We start from the raw sequence: 22,170 nt of genomic DNA, 5'->3' as shown, positions 1-22,170 counted from the left end.
GAGTGAGCGTTGTAGCGCTCAGGAGTTTATATGGCACACGCTGTTTTAGCGGACGTAGCAGCCTCCATCACCGAGCTGAAGAAAGACCCAATGGGAACCATTGAGGCCGGGCACGGTAAACCCGTCGTGATCCTTAACCGTAACGCGCCGGCATTCTATGCAGTGCCGCCGGATGTATACGAACAGATGCTGGAAGCATTGGACGATGCCTTCCTGGCAAGAATCGTTAGGGAGCGTAGCGACGAGCCTTCGCGGGAAATTACGTTGGATGGCCTCTAGATCAGCAAGTGAGCCACTGAAGTACAAGCTGAGGATCAAGGACAGCGCGGAGAAGGAGTGGCTGAAGCTACCGATCCCGATCCGCGACGCCTTCAAGAAGAAGCTGGCAGAGCGCCTCATCAACCCCAGGGTTGAGAAGGACAAGCTGTCCGGTATGAAGGACTGCTACAAGATCAAGCTGAAGGACGTCGGTTACCGGCTCGTCTACAGAGTGGACGACGGGCAACTGGTGATCGAAGTGATTGCGGCAGGGAAGAGGGAGCGTGGGGAAGCCTATTCGGCAGCGAAGAAGCGACTCTGACGGATGACCGTAGACGGGATGTAGTCGGTTTGTAGTCTGCCGGGCAAAACAAAAAAGGGTTAGCTTTCGCTAACCCTTTGTTTTGTATGGTGGCTACACCGGGACTTGAACCTGGGACATCAGCATTATGAATGCTGCGCTCTAACCGACTGAGCTATGTAGCCGAGTGGCGCGCATTTTCCGCAGATCGAGGGGGGGTGTCAACCCCTTTGCTTGAATATTTTTCTGATCTATCAATCGTTTAGCCGGTCGCGGGGGATTTTCGCGATGAGCGGCGGGGTAGGGCGGCCATAAGAAAAAGCCCCGGCGTATGGCCGGGGCTTTTTCGTGTGTGGCGGGGGCTTAGACGTTGAAGCGGAAGTGCATTACGTCGCCGTCCTTGACGATGTAGTCCTTGCCTTCCAGGCGCCATTTGCCGGCTTCTTTCGCGCCCTGTTCGCCCTTGAACTGGATGAAGTCGTCGTAGGCGACGACTTCGGCGCGGATGAAGCCTTTTTCGAAGTCGGTGTGGATCACGGCGGCGGCCTGCGGGGCGGTGGCGCCGACGCGGACGGTCCAGGCGCGGACTTCCTTCACTCCGGCGGTGAAGTAGGTCTGCAGGTGCAGCAGTTCGTAGCCGGCGCGGATCACGCGGTTCAGGCCGGGTTCTTCGAGGCCGAGGGATTCGAGGAACATGTCCTTCTCTTCGCCGTCATCGAGTTCGGCGATCTCGGCTTCGATCTTGTTGCACACCGGCACGACCATGGCGCCTTCTTCTTCGGCGATGGCGCGGACGACGTCCAGGTGCGGGTTGTTCTCGAAGCCGTCTTCGGCGACGTTGGCGATGTACATCACCGGCTTGCTGGTCAGCAGGTGGAAGCTGCGCACGACGCGCTTCTCGTCATCGCCCATGTTCTTCATCAGCGAGCGGGCGGGTTTGCCTTCGCTGAAGTGGGGGATGAGCTTTTCCAGCAGGGCTTTCTGGACCAGGGCTTCCTTGTCGCCGCCCTTGGCGTTGCGCGCGACCTTCTGCAGTTGTTTCTCGCAGCTGTCGAGGTCGGCGAAGATCAGTTCGAGGTCGATGATCTCGATGTCGCGCTTGGGGTCGACGCTGTTGGAGACGTGGATGACGTTCTCGTCTTCGAAGCAGCGCACGACGTGGGCAATGGCATCGGTCTCGCGGATGTTGGCGAGGAACTTGTTGCCCAGGCCTTCACCCTTGGAGGCGCCGGCAACCAGGCCGGCGATGTCGACGAACTCCATGGTGGTCGGGATCACGCGCTCGGGCTTGACGATCTCGGCCAGCGCATCGAGGCGTGCATCGGGCATGGGCACGATGCCGCTGTTCGGCTCGATGGTGCAGAAGGGGAAGTTTTCCGCCGCGATGCCGGATTTGGTCAGGGCGTTGAACAGGGTGGACTTGCCGACGTTGGGCAGGCCGACGATGCCGCAGTTGAATCCCATGCTAGGTCCCTCGCGCCACGTGGCGGAAATAGAGGTGTAATCAGGCCTTCTGGCTGTGCAGCTTCTGCATCGCGCGGGTCCAATCCCCGTCGAGCATTTCCGGCAGCACGCCGAGGGCGAAGTCGATGCTGGTGTCGAGCAGTTCCTGTTCGGCGCGCGGGGCGCGGCCAAGAACGAAACCGGAGACCAGGCTGCTGTGCCCCGGGTGGCCGATGCCAAGCCGCAGGCGATGGAAACCGTTCTGGTTGCCGAGCTGGGCGATGATATCGCGCAGTCCGTTGTGCCCGCCGTGTCCGCCGCCCTTCTTGAGCTTGGCGACGCCGGGAGGCATGTCGAGTTCGTCGTGGGCCACCAGGATGGCTTCGACCGGAATGCGGAAGAATCCGGCGAGCGCCGCCACGGCCTGGCCGCTGCGGTTCATGTAGGTGGTGGGAATCAGCAGGCGAACATCGCGGCCCTTGTGGCTGAACTTGCCGACCAGGCCGAAGTACTTCTTGTCGAGAGACAGGTTCGCGCGTTGCGCGTCCGCCAGTCGCTCAACGAAAAGGGCCCCCGCGTTATGCCGGGTCTGGTCGTATTCAGGGCCTGGATTTCCCAGGCCAACGATCAGTTGTACGGCAGTCACGACGGGGGCCCCTTCCTTAAAGGCAATGGTGCGCGCGATTACTCGGCAGCAGCTTCGCCTTCACCTTCTTCTTTCACTACGCGGGAAGCGTGGATGTTGGCGACGGCCAGGTCGTTACCGTGGGCCAGTTGCACCAGCTCTACGCCTTTCGGCAGTTTCAGGTCGGACAGGTGAACGATCTGGCCCAGTTCTACCTTGGCCAGGTCGACTTCGATGAATTCCGGCAGGTCTTTCGGCAGGCAGGAAACTTCGACTTCGGAGATCACGTGGGAGATCTCGCCGCCGCCAGTCTTGACGCCAGCAGCAGTGGCTTCGTTCAGGAAGTGCAGCGGAACGTGAGCGGTCAGCTTCTGGCCGGCAACGACGCGCTGGAAGTCAGCGTGCATGACGAAGCCTTTGGACGGGTGGCGCTGCAGGGCCTTGATCAGTACGGTTTCCTTGGCGGAACCGACGTTCAGGCTGATGACGTGGCTGAAGGCAGCCTCGTTTTCCAGCAGTTTGGAAATCTCGCGCAGTTCCAGGGTGACGGATTGCGGGGCTTTTTCGCCACCGTAGATCACAGCCGGGATCAGGCCAGCATTACGACGCAGGCGGCGGCTCGCACCTTTCCCCAGGTCGGAACGCTCTTGGGCATTCAGTACAAAATCAACCATTTGTATATCTCCAAAATGACAAGATCGCCCGGACGCTTGCGACCAGCGTTCGGGCGATTTTGCTGATGCTTCGCCGACATGGCGAAGCGCTTTACGTCAGGCCTGTCCCGCCTTAGCGGAACATGGCGCTGATCGATTCTTCATTGCTGATGCGGCGCATGGCTTCAGCGACAACCGGAGCGATGTCCAGCTGGCGGATGCGGCCACAGGCTTGTGCAGCAGCGGACAGCGGGATGGTGTTGGTCACCACCAGCTCGTCCAGTACGGAATTCTCGATGTTCTCGATGGCGCGGCCGGACAGCACCGGGTGGGTGCAGTAGGCGATGACCTTGGCGGCGCCGTGCTCTTTCAGAGCCTTGGCGGCGTGGCCGAGGGTGCCAGCGGTATCGACCATGTCGTCGACCAGTACGCAGGTACGGCCTTCGACATCACCGATGATGTGCATGACTTCGGACTGGTTGGCCTTCGGACGACGCTTGTCGATGATGGCCAGGTCGACGCCCAGGGACTTGGCGACGGCGCGGGCACGCACCACACCACCGATGTCCGGGGAGACGATCATCAGGTTCTCGAAGCGCTGGTCTTCGATGTCGTCGACCAGTACGGGCGAGCCGTAGATGTTGTCGACGGGGATATCGAAGAAGCCCTGGATCTGGTCGGCGTGCAGGTCAACGGTGAGAACACGGTTGACGCCTACGACGGTCAGCATGTCGGCAACGACTTTGGCGCTGATGGCCACGCGAGCGGAACGCGGGCGGCGATCCTGGCGGGCGTAACCGAAGTAGGGGATGACTGCCGTGATACGAGTCGCCGAGGAGCGGCGGAAGGCATCGGCCATCACTACCAGTTCCATCAGGTTGTCGTTGGTCGGTGCGCAAGTCGGTTGAATCAGGAAGACGTCCTTACCACGAACGTTTTCGTTGATTTCAACGCTGATCTCGCCGTCGGAGAATTTACCGACAGAAACGTCACCGAGGGGGATGTGCAGCTGCCGTACGACACGGCGTGCCAGATCGGGGTTGGCGTTCCCCGTGAAAACCATCATTTTGGACACGCTGCGGTACCTGTGTCGGCTTGAGGGTAGGCCCGGTTGAGCCAGAAGAAAATGGCAGGGGCGGCTGGATTCGAACCAACGCATGGCAGGATCAAAACCTGCTGCCTTACCGCTTGGCGACGCCCCTGTAGCTTACAACTTGCGGAGCAATGTGTTCGTTGACGCTGTACGTTAAACCCTGTGGGTTAATGGCAGGGGCGGCTGGATTCGAACCAACGCATGGCAGGATCAAAACCTGCTGCCTTACCGCTTGGCGACGCCCCTGTATCGTACAACCGATTACATTACTGCTTCTCAGGCCTGGCTTTGCAGCTTTCGGTGCAACATCGAGATGTTACGGCCCTGGGCAACAAAACTCGGCAGAGTGGCCGGAAGTTGGCGGCGAACTTTATCAGCATCGCCCTTGTTTGGGAAGCTCCCAAACACACAAGCTCCGGTGCCGGTCAATCTCGCTTGGGTAAATTTACCTAGCTGGATCAGTGCGTTACGTACATCCGGGTAACGCTTCTCGACGACCGGCTGGCAGTCGTTATGACCGTCCACCCCGAGAAGGCTGCGAACTTTAATGGGCGGAGTATCCCGTGTCAACTCGGGATCGGAGAAAACTTCTGCTGTGGAGACAAAGACTTGCGGCACAACGACGAGGAACCAGGGCTCTTCCAGTTCAACCGGCGTGAGCTGTTCGCCAACGCCTTCGGCGAATGCGGCGCGGCCGCGCACGAATACCGGGACGTCTGCGCCCAGGCTCAGGCCCAGCGCCGCGAGTCGGTCTTCGTCCCAGTCGAGCTGCCACAGATGATTGAGTGCGAGCAGGGTGGTGGCGGCGTCAGAACTGCCGCCGCCGATGCCACCGCCCATGGGCAGGCGCTTGTCCAGCCAGATGTCGGCGCCCAGCTCGGTGCCGGATTGCTCCTGCAGCCGGCGCGCGGCTTTCACGATCAGGTTGCTGTCGTGGGGAACACCGTCGATCTCTGTGTTCAGGCGGATTTCGCCATCCTCGCGTGCGGCGAACTGGAGCTCGTCGCCGTGATCGAGAAATTGGAACAGGGTCTGCAGCTCGTGGTAGCCGTCGGCACGACGACCGGTGATGTGCAGGAACAGGTTGAGCTTGGCCGGTGCCGGCAGGGTCAGGCGGTCTTGCATGGTTTTACTGGCTCGCCTGGCCTGCGCCCAATTGACGCGGTTGCCAGGTCTTCACCACCAGGGTGACGTCCAGGTCCTGGCCGTGCAGCTTCAGGCGCTCGGGCAGCCAGTAGCCGTTCTGTTCGCTGTAGCGGGTGTATTCCACGTCCCAGCCGTCCTGTTGCAGCTTGGCCAGGCGGCTGTCGCTGTCGAGGGTCAGGCGGCTCTTGCTGTCCGGCGCGGGCAGGCCGCGAATCCACCAGAGCAGGTGGGAAACCGGCAGGCGCCAGCCCATCTGCTGTTCCAGCAGCTCTTCGGGGGAGGCGGCTTCATAGCGGCCCTGGCCTGCGACTTCCAGGGTCACCGCGCCTTCACGGCCGGTCAGGCGCGCGGCGCCGCGGCCGAGCGGGCCGGACAGGCGAATGTCGTAGTAGTCCTGGCGTTGCAGCCAGAACAGGGTGCCGCTGCCTGAATCCTTGGGCGCGCGGATGCCGACCTTGCCGTCGATCTGCCAGCCATCGAGGGTGGCGATGCGTGCCTTGTGGGCATTCCAGGCGGTGGCGTTGCCCTGGCCTTCCAGGGCTTCGTGGGTGCCGAAGCTGGAGCAGCCGGCGAGCAGTGCCAGCGCGGCGGCGCCGATCAGGTGACGTAAACGCATAAATCAGAGGGTTCCGGAGCCGGTCAGGCGCAGCATGGTGTCGCGCAGGACGGCGCTGTCAGGCTGGCTTTGCAGTGCGGTGGCCCAGACCTTGCGGGCTTCGCTCTGCTTGCCCTGGGCCCAGAGCACTTCGCCCAGGTGCGCGGCCACTTCGTGGTCGGGGAAGCGTTCCAGCGCCTTGCGCAGGTAGGTTTCCGCTTCGCTGAGGTTGCCCAGGCGGTAATTCACCCAGCCCAGGCTGTCGAGGATCGCCGGGTCGTCCGGGTTCAGCGAGTGGGCCTTCTGGATCAGGTCGCGGGCTTCGCTGTAGCGGGTGGTGCGGTCGGCCAGGGTGTAGCCCAGCGCGTTGAGCGCCATGGCGTTGTCCGGCTCGCGCTGGATGATCAGGCGCAGGTCCTGCTCCATCTGCGCGAGATCGTTGCGCTTCTCGGCGAGCATGGAGCGGGTGTAGAGCAGGTTGAGGTCATCCGGGAACTGCTTCAGGCCCTGCTGGATGATGCTCCAGGCGCGATCGACCTGGTCGCGGTTGGACAGGCCTTCGGCTTCGATCAGGTACAGCTGGATGGCGTAGTCCGGTTGGCGATCGCGGGTTTCGGCGAGGCGGCGCGAGGCGTCGTCGTAGCGCTTCTGGTCCAGCAGGATCTCGGTCGAACGCAGCTGGGCCGGGAGGAAGTCGTTGCCCGGGCCGACCAGGGCGTATTCCTTGAGCGCGGTTTCCGGGTCCTTCTGCTCTTCGGCCAGGCGGCCCAGGTTGAAGTGGGCGGAGTCGACGTGGCTGTCGCGCTCGACCAGTTCCTGCAGGTAGACCTTGGCTTCGTCCCAGGCCTGGGCTTCCAGGCAGACCAGTGCCAGGGAGAAGCGCAGGTCGTCGTCGTCGGGGAATTGCTCGACCAGAGCGGAAAACTCGGCCTTGGCGTCTTCCAGGCGGTTCTGTTCCACCAGCAGGCGTGCGTAGGCGAGGTGGACGCGCTTGTCGTCCGGGTGTTCCTTGATGCCGGCCTTGAGCAGCGGCAGCGCTTCATCGCTGCGCTTCATGCTCTGCAGCAGGCGCGCGCGCAGCAGCAGCGGGGCGACGTCATGCTTGCTGGCGGAGTTGTCTTCGAGCAGGTGCAGGGCTTCCTGCGGACGGCCGTCCTGCTGCAGCAGCAGGGCCTTGCCGAACAGCAGCTGGCCGTTGTCGGGGTACTTCTTCAGCAGGCGGTCGAAGCTCTGCAGCAGGCCGGCGCGGGTATCCGGGTCGGTCTCGGCAGCGGACAGCGCGAGGAAGTCGAAGTGGGTGTCGCCCTGGCCGTTGAGGACTTTCTCCATGTACACCATGGATTCGTCGTACTGGCCGGTGCGCGCCAGCTGGATGGCGGCGGCGCGCTGGGCATCGAGGTTGTCCGGCGCGGCCTTGGCCCAGATCAGCGAGGTGTCCAGGGCTTCCTGGTCGGCGCCCAGGTATTCGGCGATGCGGAAGGCGCGTTCGGCGACGCCCGGGTCACGGGTTTCCTTGGCCTGCTCGACGTAGTTGGCGAGGGCGATGTCGAAGCGGTTGCGCTGGCCAGCGAGCTCGGCGGTCAGCAGCGAGAACAGGGTGTCTTCGCTGAAGGAGCCGTACTTCTGGTCCTTCTGCGCAGCCGCGACCTTGTCCTTCTGGGCGGAAGCACTGTCGGAATTTTTCTGTGTAAGAGACTGGCAGCCGCCGAGCAGCAGCAGAGCAGTCAGCAGCGCAAGAGACTTGTTCATAGAGGAAGGACGAGGGCCTGACCTGCGAAATGGGACCATCATGACATAAGGAAAGTGCCAATCCCATGGGCAAGCGCCCGTTACGGGCCTGTATACGATTTGCAGTGTGCGATCCGTCGCGGGTGGTTGTCCTTCACAAGGCTAAGTAGGACAATTGCGGGCTTTCCGATCAGCATCAGCGATTCTGCATGGCCTTCATTGCCCTCGGCATCAACCACAAGACCGCGTCCGTGGCCGTGCGCGAGCGCGTGGCTTTTACTCCCGAGCAGATGGTCGAGGCCCTGCAGCTGCTGTGCAGGCTGACCTCCAGCCGCGAAGCCGCGATCCTCTCCACCTGCAACCGCAGCGAACTCTATCTTGAGATCGAGCATCCGGACGCCGGCGACGTGCTGGCCTGGCTGGCCGATTACCACAACCTGGGGATCGACGACCTGCGCGCCTGCGCCTACGTTCACCAGGACGAGGAAGCCGTGCGCCACATGATGCGAGTGGCCGCCGGCCTGGACTCCATGGTGCTGGGCGAGCCGCAGATTCTCGGGCAGATGAAGTCCGCCTACGCCGTGGCCCGCGAGGCCGGCACCGTCGGGCCGATGCTCGGTCGCCTGTTCCAGGCCACCTTCAGCACCGCCAAGACCGTGCGCACCGACACCGCCATCGGCGAGAACCCGGTGTCCGTGGCCTTTGCCGCGGTGAGCCTGGCTCGGCAGATATTCAGCGACCTGAGCCGCAGCCAGGCGCTGCTGATCGGCGCCGGCGAGACCATCACCCTGGTCGCCCGCCACCTGCACGAGCAGGGCGTGAAACGCATCGTGGTCGCCAACCGCACCCTGGAGCGCGCCAGCCTGCTGGCCGAGCAGTTCGGCGCCCGCGCCATCCTGCTGGCGGACATGCCGGACGAGCTGGTCAACAGCGACATTGTCATCAGTTCCACCGCTAGCCAGCTGCCGATCCTGGGCAAGGGTGCGGTGGAGCGCGCGCTGAAACAGCGCCGTCACAAACCGATGTTCATGGTCGATATCGCCGTCCCGCGCGACATCGAGCCGGAAGTCGGCGAGCTGGAAGACGTCTACCTCTATAGCGTCGACGACCTCCACGAAGTGGTCGCCGAAAACCTCAAGAGCCGCCAGGGCGCTGCCCAGGCCGCCGAGGAGCTGGTGGGCGATGGCGTGCACGAATTCATGCTGCGCCTGCGCGAGCTGGCCGCGGTCGACGTGCTGCGTGCCTACCGCCAGCAGGCCGAGCGCCTGCGTGATGAGGAAACCCAGAAAGCCCAGCGCCTGCTGGCCAACGGTGCCGACCCGATGGAAGTCATCGCCCAGCTCAGCCGTGGCCTGACCAACAAATTACTGCACGCTCCCAGCGTGCAGATGAAGAAACTCTCCGCCGAGGGCCGCATCGATGCGCTGGCCGTCGCGCAGGAACTGTTCGCCCTCGAGGAGGGCACTGACAAGCGATGAAAGCGTCCCTCCTGAAAAAGCTGGATATCCTCAGCGACCGCTACGAAGAGCTCACCGCTCTGCTGGGCGACGCCGAGGTGATCAGCGACCAGACCAAGTTCCGCGCCTACTCCCGCGAATACGCGGAAGTGGAGCCGGTCATCCTCGCTTTCCGCGAGTTCCGCAAGGTGCAGTCCGACCTCGAAGGCGCCCAGGCGCTGCTCAAGGACAGCGACCCGGACCTGCGCGAGATGGCCGAGGAGGAAGTCGCCGAGGCGAAGACCGCGCTGGTCGGCCTGGAGGACCGCCTGCAGCGCATGTTGCTGCCCAAGGACCCCAACGACGGCCGCAACGTCTTCCTGGAAATCCGCGCGGGCACCGGTGGCGACGAAGCCGCGATCTTCTCCGGCGACCTGTTCCGCATGTACTCGCGCTACGCCGAGAAGCAGGGCTGGCGCGTGGAGATCATGTCCGAGAACGAGGGAGAGCACGGTGGTTATAAAGAGGTAATCGCCCGCGTCGAGGGCGAGAGCGTCTACGCCAAGCTCAAGTTCGAATCCGGCGCCCACCGCGTGCAACGGGTGCCGGCCACCGAATCCCAGGGCCGCATCCATACCTCGGCGTGCACCGTGGCGGTGCTGCCCGAGCCGGACGAGCAGGCTGCTATCGAGATCAACCCGGCCGACCTGCGCGTGGACACCTACCGCTCCTCCGGTGCCGGCGGCCAGCACGTGAACAAGACCGACTCGGCGGTGCGCATTACGCATATCCCGTCGGGCATCGTGGTCGAGTGCCAGGAAGAACGTTCGCAGCACAAGAACCGCGCCAAGGCCATGGCCTGGCTGGCGGCCAAGCTCAACGACCAGCAGCAGTCCGCCGCCCAGCAGGCGATCGCCAGTACGCGCAAGCTGCTGGTCGGTTCGGGTGATCGCTCCGAGCGCATCCGCACCTACAATTTCCCCCAGGGGCGCGTCACCGATCACCGCATCAACCTGACCCTGTATTCCCTGGGCGAAGTGATGGACGGCGCGGTGGAACAGGTGATCGAGCCCTTGCTGCAAGAGTTCCAGGCCGACCAGCTGGCCGCGCTCGGCGATTGAGAGAGCGACAGACCATGGCAACCATCATGACCCTGCTCAACGAGGCGCAATTGCCGGACTCGCCCAGTGCGCGCCTGGATGCCGAGCTGTTGCTCGCCGCCGCGTTGGGCAAACCGCGCAGCTTCCTGCGCACCTGGCCCGAGCGCGTGGTCAGCCGCGAGGCCCACGATCTCTTCGACCGCTACCTGGCGCGCCGCGTGGCCGGTGAGCCGGTGGCCTACATCCTCGGCCGCCAGGGCTTCTGGAGCCTGGACCTGGAAGTTGCGCCGCACACCCTGATCCCGCGCCCGGACACCGAGCTGCTGGTGGAGACCGCGCTGGCGCTGCTGCCGGCCTCGCCTTCCCGCGTGCTGGACCTGGGCACCGGCACCGGCGCCATCGCCCTCGCGCTGGCGTGCGAACGCCTGAGCTGGCAGGTGCTGGGCGTCGACCGTATTCCCGAGGCCGTGGCCCTGGCCGAGCGCAACCGCGAGCGCCTGCGCCTGGCCAACGTCGCTTTCCGCGCCAGCCACTGGTTCTCCGCGGTAGAGGGCGAACGCTTCTCGCTGATCGTCAGCAATCCACCCTACATTCCCAGCACCGACCCGCACCTCAAGCAGGGCGATGTGCGCTTCGAGCCTTCGAGCGCGCTGATCTCCGGGCAGGACGGACTGGACGACATCCGCCTGATCATCGACCAGGCGCCGAACCACCTGGAAAACGGTGGCTGGCTGATGCTCGAGCACGGCTTCGACCAGCCCGACGCCGTGCGCGACCTGCTGCTCAGCCGAGGCTTCAGCGCGGTGGAAAGCCGTCGCGACCTCGGCGGCCACGAGCGTATCAGCCTGGGGCGCTGGACATGCTGACCGACAACGAACTGCTGCGTTACAGCCGGCAGATCCTCCTGCCGCAGATCGACGTGGACGGCCAGCTGCGCCTGAAGGACAGCCGCGTGCTGATCGTCGGGCTCGGTGGCCTCGGCGCCCCGGTGGCGCTGTACCTGGCCGCTGCCGGCGTCGGCGAGCTGCACCTGGCGGACTTCGACACCGTCGACCTGACCAACCTGCAGCGGCAGATCATCCACGGCACCGACAGCGTCGGCGTGGGCAAGGTGGACTCCGCCATCGCCCGCCTGACCGCGCTGAATCCGGACGTAAAGCTGGTCGCCCATCGCCAGGCGCTCGACGCCGACTCCCTCGGTGCCGCCGTGGCGGGCGTGGACCTGGTGCTGGACTGCTGCGACAACTTCGGCACCCGCGAGGCGGTGAACGCCGCCTGCGTTGCCGCGAAGAAGCCGCTGGTGAGTGGCGCCGCCATTCGCCTGGAAGGGCAGCTCTCGGTGTTCGATCCGCGCCGCGAGGAAAGCCCCTGCTACCACTGCCTCTATGGCCACGGCAGCGAAGCCGAGCTGACCTGCAGCGAGGCCGGCGTGGTCGGCCCGCTGGTGGGCCTGGTCGGTAGCCTGCAGGCGCTGGAAGCATTGAAATTGCTGGCCGGCTTCGGCGAGCCGCTGGTGGGCCGCCTGCTGCTGATCGATGCCCTTGGCACACGCTTCCGCGAACTGCGGGTCAAGCGCGATCCGCAGTGCGCCGTGTGCGGAGCCGCGCATGGCTGATGCCGCGCCGATCGGCGTGTTCGATTCCGGTGTGGGCGGCCTCAGCGTCCTCCACGAAATCCGGGCGCGGCTTCCCCAAGAATCCCTGATCTACCTCGCCGACTGCGGCCACGTGCCCTATGGCGAAAAGACCCCCGAGTACATCCGCGCGCGTTGCCGTGCCATCGCCGATTTCCTCCTGTCCCGTGGCGCCAAAGCGCTGGTGCTGGCCTGCAACACGGCCACTGCCGCCGCGGCTGCCGACCTGCGCGAGCTTTATCCACAGCTGCCTATCGTTGCCATGGAACCGGCCGTGAAGCCGGCGGCCGAAGCGACCCGCAGCGGCGTGGTCGGGGTCCTCGCCACCACCGGCACCCTGAAGAGCGCACGCTTCGCTGCCCTGCTGGATCGCTTCGCCAGCGACGTGCGGGTCATCACTCAGCCCTGCCCGGGCCTGGTGGAGCGAATCGAGCTGGGTGACCTCGACGGCCCGCCGACCCGTGAACTTCTGCAAGGTTACGTGGCGCCCTTGTTGGCCGAGGGCTGCGACACGCTGATCCTCGGCTGCACGCATTACCCTTTCCTGCGTCCGCTGCTGCGTGAACTGGTGCCGGCGGACGTTTCACTGATCGACACCGGGGCCGCCGTGGCCCGCCAGCTCGAGCGCCTGTTGCAGGCGCGGGGAATGCTGGCGCGGGGGGACGCGAAAAAAACGGAGCTATGGACCAGCGGTGCAGTCGAAGGACTTGAACGTGTACTGCCGGTGCTCTGGGGCACCGAAGAGCCTGTCAGTTTCTTTCCTGGCTGAGAGAAAAATAGCTGGCTACCCACTTTGGTCTGTCAGCAAGTGCTGACAAATGGCCTTATAATCGCCAGCTATTCGCGGGGATTTTTCATTCAGCTTTCTAATAAAGGATGTTTCGATGAAGAAACTACTCTCGCTTGCCACCGTGGCAGCTTTGACTCTGGGGCATCTGGTCTCCGCACAGGCCGCTGGCCTGACTGGCGCCGTTGGCGTTACCGGGCAGAACACCATGACCTACCGCCTGGGCCTGGGCTTCGACTGGGACAAGAGCTGGTGGGAAAGCTCCACCGGGCGCCTGACCGGCTACTGGGACGCCGGCTACACCTACTGGGAGGGTGGTGACGAGGCCAGCGGCCGTCATTCGCTGTCCTTCAGCCCGGTGTTCGTCTACGAGTTCTCTGGCGAGAAGGTCAAACCCTTCGTTGAAGCCGGTATCGGCGTGGCCGTGTTCAGTAGCTCCCGCGTCGGCGACCAGGACCTGGGTGGCGCCTTCAACTTCGAGGATCGCCTGGGCGTCGGCCTGCGCTTCGGCGAAGGCCAGGCACTGGGCGTGCGCGCCATGCACTATTCCAACGCCGGCATCAGCCAGCCGAACGACGGCATCGAATCCTACAGCCTCTATTACACGCATCCGCTGTAACAGAGCGCTGACAAAGAAAGCCGGGCCCAGCGCCCGGCTTTTTTGTGTGCGCCATATCGAGGCTCGGCAGCGAGCGTAGGGGGGACTTCGTCCGCGATCGCTTCCAGCCCCTCCGAGCCGGCCGGCGGCACATCGCGGACCGAGTCCGCTCCTACGCCAAGGGACGCTTCAACGCGAGGCGGAGAGGTTCTTGAACGCCTCCAGCGCCCGCTCCCGCGTGGCCGACAGGTCGCACATCGGCTGTGGATAACGTTCCGCACCGAACAGCCCGAGCTTCGACGGGTCGTGCATCGCCCGGCCCTGCAGCCCGGCCAGCTCCGGCACCCAGCGGCGGATGAAGCGGCCGTCCGGGTCGAAGCGCTCGGATTGCGAGATGGGGTTGAAGATGCGGAAGTAGGGCGCCGCGTCGGTGCCGGTGGAGGCGCTCCATTGCCAGCCGCCGTTGTTTGCCGCCAGGTCGCCGTCGATCAGGTGGCGCATGAACCAGCGTTCGCCCTCACGCCAGTCGATCAGCAGGTTCTTGGTCAGGAACATCGCCACCACCATGCGCAGGCGGTTGTGCATCCAGCCGGTGGCGAGCAGCTGGCGCATGGCGGCGTCGATGATGGGGAAGCCGGTGCGGCCCTGCTGCCAGTTCTCCAGGTCCTTCTGGTCATGGCGCCACTTCAACTTCTCGGTGTCCTCGCGGAACGCCCGGTGCCGGCTCACGCGCGGGAAGCCGACCAGGATGTGCTTGTAGAACTCGCGCCAGAGCAGTTCGTTGATCCAACTGACCGCGCCGCTGTTGCCGGTCTCGAACTCGCCATGGTTGTTCGCCAGCGCTGCATGCAGGCACTGCCGGGGCGACAGCACCCCGGCGGCCAGGTACGGCGAGAGGCGGCTGGTGCCGTCGCGGGCGGGGAGGTCGCGGGTGTCCTGGTAGGTCTTGAGGATTTCCTCGGTGAACAGCTCCACGCGCTCGTGGGCGGCCTCCTCGCCGGCGGGCCATTCCTCGCTCAGTTCGGCGGGCGGCGGCTCGAAGCCGGCGACCTGCGAGGGCACCTCGTCGCTGGCGATATCCAGCTCCTGCTGCGCGCGGGGCGCCGGCACGAGGCTGGGCACGCCGAGGTTCAGGCGTTCGTAGCAGACCTTGCGAAACTGGCTGTAGACCTGGAAGTAGGTGCCGCCCTTGGTGAGGAGGGTGCCGGGGGTGAAGAACAGCTGGTCGAGGTGGCTGCGCAGGCGAATGCCGTCGTGCTCCAGCGCCTTCTCCACGGCGGCGTCGCGGGCGGCTTCGTTGACGCCGTATTCCTCGTTGACGTGGACTGTCTCGATGTTCAGCTCGCGGCAGAGCTGGGCGATGACTTTCGGCGCTTCGGCCCAGAGATTTGCCGTGCGGATCAGCAGCGGGATGCACAGCTTGTCGAGGCCGGCGCGCAGTTCGCGCAGGTTGCGCAGCCAGAAGTCGACCTTGCACGGCGCGTCGTCGTGGCGCTGCCACTGGCCGGGGCTGAGCAGGTAGACGGCGATCACCGGGCCGCGCTCGGCGGCGGCGTGCAGGGCGCTGTTGTCGCGCAGGCGCAGGTCGGTGCGCAGCCAGACGAGTTGGCGTTTCATGCGGTCTCCCCGTTGAGCAGGTGCAGTTCGCGCAGCAGTTCGAGCGCGGCCACCGGATCGCTGGCCAGGTGCAGCGGTGGTTCGGCGATGGCCAGTTCCTGCAGCGCATCGGGGTGGATGGCGGTGGCAGGGCCGGCCAGCAGGCGCGTGCAGTCGACGCCGGCCAGCAGCCGGGGCAGTTGCAAGAGGTTCAGCGTGCGGCTGGAGTAGAGCAGTACAGCGCGCGGCTGCAGGCGCTCCACCGCCAATGCCAGTTCGCCGGGCGGCAAGGGCCAGTCGAAGATTTCCAGCGGGCAACCCGCGCTGCTGGCCAGCCAGGCGGTGAGCCACAGGCCAGGCTCCAGCGGCAGGCCGGACTGGTTGACCAGCAGCAGCGGGGCGCCGCGTTGCTGGCGGTTGTGGTGATACAGGCGGGTGCCGAACTTGGTGCGCAGCCAGGTATGGAAGAACACCCGTTCCAGCTGCGCGCCGAACTGGCCCTGCCAGCGCCGCTCCAGCTCCTCCAGCAGCGGCAGCATCAACTGCTCGCAGAGGGTTTGTGCCGGATAGATCGCCAGCGAGCCGTTGAACAGTTCGTCCAGCTGGCGCTCGTTGATCCGGCCGATGGCGGCGATGCACTGCTGGCGCAGGTCGTCCCAGGGCGAGGACGTGGTTTCTGGTGGTGGCGGTGCGTCTTCGTCGAGCAGCGCGCGGATCTTGCTCACCGCCACTCCCCGGCCGAGCCAGGTGAGGATGGCCTGGATGCGCGCGATCTGCGTTTCGGAGTAGAGGCGGTGGCCCTTGGGCGTGCGCTGCGGCACGACCAGGCCGTAGCGGCGCTCCCAGGCGCGCAGGGTGACCGGATTGACGCCGGTGCGCCGGGAGACTTCGCGGATCGGCAGCCAGCCTTCGGCCAGGGCTCGACGGTAGTCGTCGTCCGATTCGCGGTGAGGGTGGTCGGGGTTCATGGGCATCCTGTCGGTACGTCAGATGGCATTGCGCAGGCTCAGGTCTTCAGGGTGCGGTTGCAGGTAGGCCTGGGCATCGATGTAGGGGTGCGGGTGCAGGCGGAAGTGGTGCTTGAGCAGCGTCAGCGGCACCACCAGCGGGATCACGCCTTCGCGGTACTGGTCGATCAGGCGCTGCATCTCGGCCTTGTCGGTGGAGGGCAGGTCGTGCTTGAGATAACCGGCCAGGTGTTGCAGTACGTTGCTGTGGGTCCCTCGGGTGGCGCAGGTGCCCAGCGCCTGCATGAAGTCGCGGAAGTAGTCCGGGGCGAAGCCTTCCAGCGGCTGATCGCCGATCTTCGCCAGGCGCTGGCCGAGGGCGCTGTACTGGCGCGGGTTGTGCGCCATCAGCTGGTACTTGTAGCGGGAGTGGAAGCCGATCACCGCGCGGCGCGTCAGGCCTTCCTCGCAAAGTCGCTGCCAGGCGGCGTAGGCGAACACGCGGGTGAGGAAGTTCTCGCGGATCACCGGGTCGTTGAGCCGGCCTTCTTCTTCCACCGGCAGATCAGGGCGGGCGGCGCAGAAGGCTTCCGCGTAGAGCCCGCGCGCACCCGGCGGGCGCAGCTGGCCGTCGAAGCGATAGAGCTTCACCCGCTGCAGGCCGCAGGAAGGCGATTGCTGCATGAAGATGTAGCCGCAGATGTCCTGCAGCAGCCCGGCTTGCTTGCGGCCGAAATCACCCAGGGCTTCGCTGACATCGCGGCCGCCTTCGCGCTGGATCAGGGCCCGCGGGTCATCGCGGTCGCCGACCAGGCGCAGGGTTGGCCGCGGCACGCCGAGGCCGATGGCGACTTCCGGGCACACCGGGATGAAGTCGAAGTGGCGGCTGAGGACGTCCAGGCACAGGCGCGAGGCCTTGTGTCCGCCGTTGTAGCGCACCGGCTCGCCCAGTAGGCAGGCGCTGATGGCGAGCTGGGGGCGTGGGGGGCTGGAGGGCTTGGCGGTGGACATGGCGGCAACCGATTTCTTGTACAGGCTGGTTTCTTTGTACAACTATCGGCAAGGATAGGCGCAGGCTTGTACAAGTGCAAAGACTTGTACAGGGAAGGGGGCGCGGGGATTCGACGACCATCTCCGCAGGGAGATGGCCGTGATCGGTCAGAGGTGTTCGAGCAGGCGGCGGGCGGCTTCCAGGCCGCTCAGCCAGGCGCCCTCGACGCGGCCGGAGAGGCACCAGTCGCCGCAGGCATAGATGCCCAGGTCGGCGTCGGCGAGCGCGCCGAACTGGTGCGCCTCCATGGGCCGGGCATACAGCCAGCGGTGGGCGAGGGCGAAGTCGGGGGCGTGGACGGCGCAGCCGATCAGCTCGGCGAAGGCGCCGCGCAGGTGTTCGATCACGCTTTCCTTGGGCAGGTCGATGTGCTGCTTGCTCCAGCCGCTGGCAGCGTGCAGTACCCAGGTGTCGAGCTGCTCGTCACGGCCCGGCTTGGAGTGGTTGCTGGCCAGCCAGGACAGCGGCCCCTCGTGTACGAAACAGCCTTGCACGGGCGTATCCAGCGGCTCGCGGAAGGCCAGGGCGACGGCCCAGGTCGGCTCCATGGGAATGCTCGCGGCGGCGGCCGCCAGCTTCGGCGCGCTGGCCAGCAATGCCGCGGCCTGTGGCGCCGGAGTGGCGACCAGCACGCGGCTGAAGGGGCCATGGGTCTGGCCCTCGGAGTCCTGCAGCTGCCAGTGCTCCTCGCCGCGGTACACCTCGGTGATGCGGCAGGTGAAGGTGACGACCTGGTCCTGCAGCAGCGCCCGGGTGATCGCGCTCATGCGCGGGGTGCCGACCCAGCGCGGCTGCTCGTCGGGGGAAGGGCTCAGTTCACCGTCGCGGTACTGGTAGAGGGCCGGGTCCCATTCGGCGACCCAGCCGTGCTCGCGCCACTTCTGCACGGCGTCGAGGAAGCGCCGGTCGCGGGCGGTGAAGTACTGCGCACCGAGGTCCAGGGCGCCGGCTTCGCTGCGCTTGCTGGCCATCCGGCCGCCGCTGCCGTGGCCCTTGTCGAACAGCTGGACGACCTGTCCGGCGCCCTGCAAGGCGTGGGCGGCCGAGAGTCCGGCGATACCGGTGCCAATGATGGCAATGGGGGCGCTCATGACATGCCTCGTAGTCTGTGTCTTTCAGCGTAACGAGCGAGATGTGCTTGTACAAATGAAACTATCTGTACAATTGCTTTTCAGCTGTCCACGCTCGTCAACGATAGGAGTCCGATCATCGGAACCTTCGGCGCCGCATCGGTTCATTCAGGAATGAGCCCGGCTTCGGTTCCGGCACTTACAGCGTAGACCTCGCCTTAGAGGGAGTGTCAATGCAATCGCCTCCCTCTCGTCCAGACTGATGGAAGGTGGAACAGCCCAACAAGGAGTTCGCCATGCATATTCTCTTGACCGGCGGCACCGGCCTGATCGGCCGCCGCCTTTGCCGCCGGTGGAGCGCCGAAGGGCACCAGCTCACCGTGCTGAGCCGCCAGCCGCAGCGTGTCGCCTCGCTCTGCGGCGAGACGGTGCGCGGCATCGCCGACTTCGAGGCCTATGGAGACGGGCCGCTGGATGCGGTGGTCAACCTGGCCGGCGAGCCCATCGCCGACAAGCCCTGGAGCGCCCGGCGCAAGGCCTTGCTGTGGGACAGCCGGGTGCGCCTGACCGAGCGCCTGGTGAGCTGGCTGGAGGGGCGCAGCCAGCGCCCGGCGGTACTGATCAACGGCTCGGCGGTCGGTTGGTATGGCGACGCCGGCGAGCGCCCGCTGGAAGAGAACAGCGCGGCGGCTGGCGAGGACTTCGCCAGCGAGCTGTGCCTGGCCTGGGAGCAGATCGCCCGCGAAGCCGAGGCGCTGGGCATCCGCGTGGTCCTGGTACGCACCGGCCTGGTGCTGGCGCCCGAAGGTGGTTTCCTCACGCGCCTGTTGCCGCCGTTCCGCCTGGGGGCCGGTGGGCGGCTGGGCGATGGTCGGCAGTGGATGTCCTGGGTCCATATCGAAGATCAGATCGCCCTGATCGATTTTCTTTTGCGCAAGGCGGACGCGGCCGGTCCTTATAATGCGTGCGCGCCGCAGCCGGTGCGCAACCGCGACTTCACCCAGGAGCTGGGCCACGCGCTGCACCGACCGACGCTGATGCCGGTGCCGGGCTTCGCCCTGCGTCTGCTGCTGGGCGAGATGTCGACCCTGCTGCTGGGTGGCCAGCGCATCGTGCCGCGCCGGCTGCTGGATGCCGGCTTCGAATTCCGCTTCCCGGCGTTCAAGGAGGCGCTGGCCGACGTGCTGCAGGAAAAACGCTGAGCCCCTGCGACATCGGCAACAGCCCTGGAACATCTGGATAGCGCGGGCGGCGTGTAAACTGCGCAGCCCGCACGACGACCTCCTACCGTACCGGTTTAAGGACACTGCATGACCCAAAACGCCCTCCTGCTGGTCAACCTGGGATCACCGGCCTCCACCCAGGTCGAGGACGTGCGCCGCTACCTCGATCAGTTCCTCATGGACCCTTACGTGATCGACCTGCCCTGGCCGATCCGCCGGCTGCTGGTGTCGCTGGTGCTGCGCAAGCGTCCGGAGGAATCCGCCCACGCCTACGCGTCGATCTGGTGGGACGAGGGCTCGCCGCTGATCGTGCTGAGCCGCCGTCTGCAGGAGGCCGTCCGGCCGTTCTGGCCGCACGGCCCGGTGGAACTGGGCATGCGCTATGGCGAGCCGTCGATCGAGAAGGCGCTGCTGCGCCTGAGCCAGCAGGGCATCACCCAGGTCACCTTCGCACCGCTCTACCCGCAGTTCGCCGACAGCACCACCACCACTGCCATCGAGGAAGCCCGCCGGGTGATGCGCGAGCACAACCTCAAGCTGGAGCTGAAGCTGCTGCCGCCGTTCTACGCCGAGCCCGAGTACCGCCAGGCACTGGTGGACAGCGTGAAGCCTTACCTGGAACAACCCTATGATCACCTGCTGCTGAGCTTCCACGGCCTGCCCGAGTCGCACATCCGCAAGCTGGTGAAGGACAAGCGCCACGACCTCACTGCCAGCTCCAGCCGGGGCGTGCACGAGGAGGTCATGGCTGTCTGTTACCGCAGCCAGTGCCTGCGTACGGCGGAGGATTTCGCCGCTGGCGCCGGCCTGCAGGACGGGCGCTGGTCGGTGTCCTTCCAGTCGCGCCTGGGCCGCAACAAGTGGATCGAGCCCTACACCGAAGCGCAACTGGACAAGCTCGGCAAGCAGGGCGTGAAGCGCCTGCTGGTGATGTGCCCGGCCTTCGTCGCCGACTGCATCGAGACCCTGGAAGAAATCGGCCAGCGCGGCCAGGAGCAGTTCCGCGCGGCGGGCGGCGAAGAACTGGTGCTGGTGCCTTGCCTGAACGACCAGGAACTGTGGGCGCGGGCGCTGGCGAAGCTTTGCGAGCGGATGCCGCAGGCGATCTGATCGAATTCGGCGCGCGAGTTTCCCCTCACCCTCCCCCAAAGGGAGAGGGGACCATTCGGTGCAGGATGAAACCTCAGCGACAGCCGGTTCGGACCGCCCCCTCTCCTTTGGGGAGAGGGCTGGGGTGAGGGTATCTCCGGCACTTGCCGGCTCTTCGTAGGAGCGAGNNTGCTCGCGAACCCGCTCAGCGCTGGAGCTGCCGGCAAGTTGCTCGCGAGCAAGCTCGCTCCTGCAGGACGTCCCCGCTGAAACCCGGCGGCCAGCCTCTGACCACCCATTCATCAGCCAACGGCCGACGCGCGCATTCAGAGACCTGATAGTGCGCGCGCGACGCGTTCGCAATGCCTACTCTGCGGGTCTCCCCTTCGCCTTCGCCGCGATTGGCGGCGTACAGGAGCCCGGCATGAACAACAACAATAACGGCTACCCCTCCAGTGCCGTGGCCTGGTCCACGGTTGCGATCCTCATGGTCGCCTACGTGCTGTCCTTCATCGACCGACAGATTCTCAACCTGCTGGTCGGCCCCATCCGTCGCGATCTGGAGATCAGCGACACGCAGATGAGCCTGCTGATGGGCCTGTCCTTCGCCCTGTTCTATACGCTGTGCGGCATCCCCCTCGGGCGCATGGCCGACAGTCGCAGCCGCCGCGGCCTGATCACCGTCGGCGTGCTGATCTGGAGCGCCATGACCGCCGCCTGCGGCCTGGCCCGTCAGTACTGGCACTTTCTGCTGTTCCGCGTCGGTGTCGGTGTGGGGGAGGCGGCACTGTCGCCGGCCGCCTACTCGCTGATTGCCGACAGCTTTCCGGCCAATCGCCGCGCCACCGCCATCAGCGTCTATTCCATGGGCATCTACCTCGGCTCGGGGCTGGCCTTCCTGCTCGGCGGGCTGGTGATCAAGTTCGCTTCCGCCCAGGGCGACGTGCACCTGCCGATCCTCGGTGAAGTGCGCCCCTGGCAGCTGATCTTCCTGATCCTCGGCGCCGCCGGCGTGCTCTTCACCCTGCTGATGCTCGCGGTGAAGGAGCCGACCCGCCGTGGCGTGGGCGCCGGCGTGGTGGTGCCGATGAGCGAGGTGGGCGCCTACCTGCGCGCCAACCGCAAGACGGTGCTCTGCCACAACTTCGGCTTCGCCTGCATCTCCTTCGCCAGCTACGGCAGCGGCGCCTGGGTGCCGACCTTCTTCGTCCGCACCTACGGCTGGGACGCCGGCCACGTAGGCGTGGTGTACGGCAGCATCGTTGCCGTGTTCGGCTGCCTGGGCATCGTCTGCGGCGGCCGCCTGGCCGACTACTGGGCCAAGCGCGGGCGCACCGATGCCAACATGCGCGTGGGCCTGCTGGCCGCCTGCCTGGCGATCCCGCTGAGCCTGGTCTATCCGCTGCTGGACAGCGGCAACGCGGCGGCGGCGATGATGGCACCCATCGTGTTCTTCCTCAGCATGCCCTTCGGCGTCGCCCCGGCGGCGATCCAGGAAATCATGCCCAACTCCATGCGCGGCCAGGCCTCGGCCATCTACCTGTTCGTGGTCACCCTGCTGGGCCTGGGCATCGGCCCGACTGCCATCGCCCTGGTGACCGACTATGTGTTCGCCGATGACATGGCGCTGCGCTACTCGCTGCTGATCGTCAGCGTCGTGGCCCTGGTCGCCGGTGCTTTGCTGCTGGCCAGCGGCCTGAAGCCGTACCGCGCGAGCCTGGAGCACCTGAAGAGCTGGAGCCTGAAAGGCGAGAGCGGGAGCGGTGCGCTGCAACGCCAACCGGCCTGACAGTTCTTT

At 65.5% G+C, this 22,170-nt stretch carries 22 protein-coding genes and 3 tRNA genes; 11 read left to right on the top strand and 14 right to left on the bottom strand.

The features are described 5' to 3' along the window. Window positions 1–30: 30 nt before the first annotated feature. On the top strand, window positions 31–279 hold the full coding sequence (locus UB43_RS12645; protein WP_045211218.1) for a type II toxin-antitoxin system Phd/YefM family antitoxin: 249 nt from the start codon (window positions 31–33) through the stop codon (window positions 277–279). Further along, on the top strand, window positions 269–580 hold the full coding sequence (locus UB43_RS12640) for a type II toxin-antitoxin system RelE/ParE family toxin (protein WP_156160399.1): 312 nt from the start codon (window positions 269–271) through the stop codon (window positions 578–580). The genes UB43_RS12645 and UB43_RS12640 overlap by 11 nt, the downstream gene beginning before the upstream one ends. An 87-nt stretch (window positions 581–667) precedes the next feature. Here the strand turns inward: UB43_RS12640 and UB43_RS12635 are convergent. From UB43_RS12635 to UB43_RS12590, 10 genes are all read right to left on the bottom strand, one after another. Further along, window positions 668–744 (bottom strand) — tRNA-Met (locus tag UB43_RS12635). Between the two features lie 178 nt (window positions 745–922). Next, on the bottom strand, window positions 923–2,023 hold the full coding sequence (gene ychF / locus UB43_RS12630; RefSeq protein ID WP_045211216.1) for a redox-regulated ATPase YchF: 1,101 nt from the start codon (window positions 2,021–2,023) through the stop codon (window positions 923–925). 40 nt (window positions 2,024–2,063) lie between these two features. Further along, entirely contained in the window at window positions 2,064–2,648 is a 585-nt protein-coding gene (pth, locus tag UB43_RS12625; protein WP_024767097.1) for an aminoacyl-tRNA hydrolase, read from the bottom strand. Between the two features lie 38 nt (window positions 2,649–2,686). After that, on the bottom strand, window positions 2,687–3,301 hold the full coding sequence (locus UB43_RS12620; protein ID WP_024767098.1) for a 50S ribosomal protein L25/general stress protein Ctc: 615 nt from the start codon (window positions 3,299–3,301) through the stop codon (window positions 2,687–2,689). Window positions 3,302–3,413: 112 nt separating this feature from the next. Further along, window positions 3,414–4,355 (bottom strand): ribose-phosphate pyrophosphokinase, encoded by a 942-nt coding sequence (locus UB43_RS12615; protein ID WP_015478849.1) that lies wholly within the window; start codon window positions 4,353–4,355, stop codon window positions 3,414–3,416. 52 nt (window positions 4,356–4,407) lie between these two features. Then, a tRNA-Gln gene (locus UB43_RS12610) sits at window positions 4,408–4,482 on the bottom strand. Window positions 4,483–4,544: 62 nt separating this feature from the next. After that, window positions 4,545–4,619, bottom strand: a tRNA-Gln gene (locus UB43_RS12605). A 30-nt stretch (window positions 4,620–4,649) separates the two neighbouring features. Then, window positions 4,650–5,498 carry a 4-(cytidine 5'-diphospho)-2-C-methyl-D-erythritol kinase gene (gene ispE / locus UB43_RS12600; RefSeq protein WP_045211210.1) on the bottom strand — a complete coding sequence of 283 codons (849 nt, stop codon included), beginning with the start codon at window positions 5,496–5,498 and terminating at the stop codon, window positions 4,650–4,652. A 4-nt stretch (window positions 5,499–5,502) separates the two neighbouring features. Next, window positions 5,503–6,135 carry a lipoprotein insertase outer membrane protein LolB gene (gene lolB / locus UB43_RS12595; RefSeq protein ID WP_045211207.1) on the bottom strand — a complete coding sequence of 211 codons (633 nt, stop codon included), beginning with the start codon at window positions 6,133–6,135 and terminating at the stop codon, window positions 5,503–5,505. A 3-nt stretch (window positions 6,136–6,138) separates the two neighbouring features. Continuing rightward, entirely contained in the window at window positions 6,139–7,905 is a 1,767-nt protein-coding gene (locus UB43_RS12590) for a tetratricopeptide repeat protein (protein WP_177329791.1), read from the bottom strand. 146 nt (window positions 7,906–8,051) lie between these two features. Between UB43_RS12590 and hemA the strand changes: the two genes are divergently transcribed. The 6 genes from hemA (at window position 8,052) to UB43_RS12560 (ending at window position 13,417) form a co-directional block, all read left to right on the top strand. Beyond that, entirely contained in the window at window positions 8,052–9,320 is a 1,269-nt protein-coding gene (gene hemA, locus UB43_RS12585; protein WP_045211202.1) for a glutamyl-tRNA reductase, read from the top strand. Further along, window positions 9,317–10,399: a peptide chain release factor 1 gene (gene prfA / locus UB43_RS12580; protein WP_045211200.1), complete on the top strand. Its 1,083-nt coding sequence runs from the start codon at window positions 9,317–9,319 to the stop codon at window positions 10,397–10,399. The genes hemA and prfA overlap by 4 nt, the downstream gene beginning before the upstream one ends. Window positions 10,400–10,413: 14 nt before the next feature. After that, on the top strand, window positions 10,414–11,244 hold the full coding sequence (gene prmC, locus UB43_RS12575; RefSeq protein WP_045211198.1) for a peptide chain release factor N(5)-glutamine methyltransferase: 831 nt from the start codon (window positions 10,414–10,416) through the stop codon (window positions 11,242–11,244). Continuing rightward, window positions 11,238–11,993: a molybdopterin-synthase adenylyltransferase MoeB gene (locus UB43_RS12570; RefSeq protein WP_045211196.1), complete on the top strand. Its 756-nt coding sequence runs from the start codon at window positions 11,238–11,240 to the stop codon at window positions 11,991–11,993. Before prmC ends, UB43_RS12570 begins: the two co-directional genes overlap by 7 nt. Next, entirely contained in the window at window positions 11,986–12,780 is a 795-nt protein-coding gene (gene murI, locus UB43_RS12565; RefSeq protein WP_045211194.1) for a glutamate racemase, read from the top strand. The genes UB43_RS12570 and murI overlap by 8 nt, the downstream gene beginning before the upstream one ends. Before the next feature lie 115 nt (window positions 12,781–12,895). Beyond that, complete coding sequence (locus UB43_RS12560; protein ID WP_045211191.1) at window positions 12,896–13,417, top strand: acyloxyacyl hydrolase; 522 nt, start codon at window positions 12,896–12,898, stop codon at window positions 13,415–13,417. Between the two features lie 168 nt (window positions 13,418–13,585). Here the strand turns inward: UB43_RS12560 and phrB are convergent, their stop codons facing one another. The 4 genes from phrB to UB43_RS12540 all read right to left on the bottom strand — a co-directional run bounded on the left by phrB (window position 13,586) and on the right by UB43_RS12540 (window position 18,081). Beyond that, the gene (gene phrB, locus UB43_RS12555; protein WP_045211188.1) at window positions 13,586–15,013 is read right to left on the bottom strand and encodes a deoxyribodipyrimidine photo-lyase; all 1,428 of its coding nucleotides are present in this window, start codon (window positions 15,011–15,013) and stop codon (window positions 13,586–13,588) included. Continuing rightward, window positions 15,010–15,960: a MerR family transcriptional regulator gene (locus UB43_RS12550; RefSeq protein WP_082085826.1), complete on the bottom strand. Its 951-nt coding sequence runs from the start codon at window positions 15,958–15,960 to the stop codon at window positions 15,010–15,012. Before UB43_RS12550 ends, phrB begins: the two co-directional genes overlap by 4 nt. 18 nt (window positions 15,961–15,978) lie before the next feature. Next, on the bottom strand, window positions 15,979–16,950 hold the full coding sequence (locus tag UB43_RS12545; protein WP_045211349.1) for a DUF523 and DUF1722 domain-containing protein: 972 nt from the start codon (window positions 16,948–16,950) through the stop codon (window positions 15,979–15,981). A 147-nt stretch (window positions 16,951–17,097) separates the two neighbouring features. Further along, window positions 17,098–18,081 (bottom strand): NAD(P)/FAD-dependent oxidoreductase, encoded by a 984-nt coding sequence (locus UB43_RS12540; RefSeq protein ID WP_045211183.1) that lies wholly within the window; start codon window positions 18,079–18,081, stop codon window positions 17,098–17,100. 275 nt (window positions 18,082–18,356) lie between these two features. On the opposite strand from UB43_RS12540, the gene UB43_RS12535 reads away from it, so the two are divergent. The 3 genes from UB43_RS12535 to UB43_RS12525 all read left to right on the top strand — a co-directional run bounded on the left by UB43_RS12535 (window position 18,357) and on the right by UB43_RS12525 (window position 22,161). Next, the gene (locus tag UB43_RS12535) at window positions 18,357–19,262 is read left to right on the top strand and encodes a TIGR01777 family oxidoreductase (RefSeq protein ID WP_045211347.1); all 906 of its coding nucleotides are present in this window, start codon (window positions 18,357–18,359) and stop codon (window positions 19,260–19,262) included. Window positions 19,263–19,370: 108 nt separating this feature from the next. After that, complete coding sequence (gene hemH / locus UB43_RS12530; protein WP_045211180.1) at window positions 19,371–20,393, top strand: ferrochelatase; 1,023 nt, start codon at window positions 19,371–19,373, stop codon at window positions 20,391–20,393. A 403-nt stretch (window positions 20,394–20,796) separates the two neighbouring features. Then, complete coding sequence (locus UB43_RS12525) at window positions 20,797–22,161, top strand: MFS transporter (RefSeq protein ID WP_045211178.1); 1,365 nt, start codon at window positions 20,797–20,799, stop codon at window positions 22,159–22,161. The last annotated feature ends 9 nt before the right edge of the window (window positions 22,162–22,170 follow it).

The sequence above is a fragment of the Pseudomonas sp. 21 genome, assembly GCF_000955805.1.
GTDB lineage: Bacteria > Pseudomonadota > Gammaproteobacteria > Pseudomonadales > Pseudomonadaceae > Pseudomonas.
This window is presented reverse-complemented; position numbering and strand designations above follow the sequence as displayed.

Excerpts from the sequence above, each read along its gene's own strand:
- phrB (WP_045211188.1), bottom strand. The coding sequence starts at position 15,013 with ATGAAACGCCAACTCGTCTGGCTGCGCACCGACCTGCGCCTGCGCGAC.
- UB43_RS12535 (WP_045211347.1), top strand. The coding sequence starts at position 18,357 with ATGCATATTCTCTTGACCGGCGGCACCGGCCTGATCGGCCGCCGCCTT.
- ychF (WP_045211216.1), bottom strand. The coding sequence starts at position 2,023 with ATGGGATTCAACTGCGGCATCGTCGGCCTGCCCAACGTCGGCAAGTCC.
- UB43_RS12640 (WP_156160399.1), top strand. The coding sequence starts at position 269 with ATGGCCTCTAGATCAGCAAGTGAGCCACTGAAGTACAAGCTGAGGATC.
- murI (WP_045211194.1), top strand. The coding sequence starts at position 11,986 with ATGGCTGATGCCGCGCCGATCGGCGTGTTCGATTCCGGTGTGGGCGGC.
- hemA (WP_045211202.1), top strand. The coding sequence starts at position 8,052 with ATGGCCTTCATTGCCCTCGGCATCAACCACAAGACCGCGTCCGTGGCC.
- prfA (WP_045211200.1), top strand. The coding sequence starts at position 9,317 with ATGAAAGCGTCCCTCCTGAAAAAGCTGGATATCCTCAGCGACCGCTAC.
- UB43_RS12550 (WP_082085826.1), bottom strand. The coding sequence starts at position 15,960 with ATGAACCCCGACCACCCTCACCGCGAATCGGACGACGACTACCGTCGA.
- UB43_RS12540 (WP_045211183.1), bottom strand. The coding sequence starts at position 18,081 with ATGAGCGCCCCCATTGCCATCATTGGCACCGGTATCGCCGGACTCTCG.
- UB43_RS12570 (WP_045211196.1), top strand. The coding sequence starts at position 11,238 with ATGCTGACCGACAACGAACTGCTGCGTTACAGCCGGCAGATCCTCCTG.
- prmC (WP_045211198.1), top strand. The coding sequence starts at position 10,414 with ATGGCAACCATCATGACCCTGCTCAACGAGGCGCAATTGCCGGACTCG.
- ispE (WP_045211210.1), bottom strand. The coding sequence starts at position 5,498 with ATGCAAGACCGCCTGACCCTGCCGGCACCGGCCAAGCTCAACCTGTTC.
- UB43_RS12525 (WP_045211178.1), top strand. The coding sequence starts at position 20,797 with ATGAACAACAACAATAACGGCTACCCCTCCAGTGCCGTGGCCTGGTCC.
- UB43_RS12545 (WP_045211349.1), bottom strand. The coding sequence starts at position 16,950 with ATGTCCACCGCCAAGCCCTCCAGCCCCCCACGCCCCCAGCTCGCCATC.
- lolB (WP_045211207.1), bottom strand. The coding sequence starts at position 6,135 with ATGCGTTTACGTCACCTGATCGGCGCCGCCGCGCTGGCACTGCTCGCC.
- UB43_RS12560 (WP_045211191.1), top strand. The coding sequence starts at position 12,896 with ATGAAGAAACTACTCTCGCTTGCCACCGTGGCAGCTTTGACTCTGGGG.
- UB43_RS12590 (WP_177329791.1), bottom strand. The coding sequence starts at position 7,905 with ATGATGGTCCCATTTCGCAGGTCAGGCCCTCGTCCTTCCTCTATGAAC.
- UB43_RS12645 (WP_045211218.1), top strand. The coding sequence starts at position 31 with ATGGCACACGCTGTTTTAGCGGACGTAGCAGCCTCCATCACCGAGCTG.
- hemH (WP_045211180.1), top strand. The coding sequence starts at position 19,371 with ATGACCCAAAACGCCCTCCTGCTGGTCAACCTGGGATCACCGGCCTCC.
- UB43_RS12620 (WP_024767098.1), bottom strand. The coding sequence starts at position 3,301 with ATGGTTGATTTTGTACTGAATGCCCAAGAGCGTTCCGACCTGGGGAAA.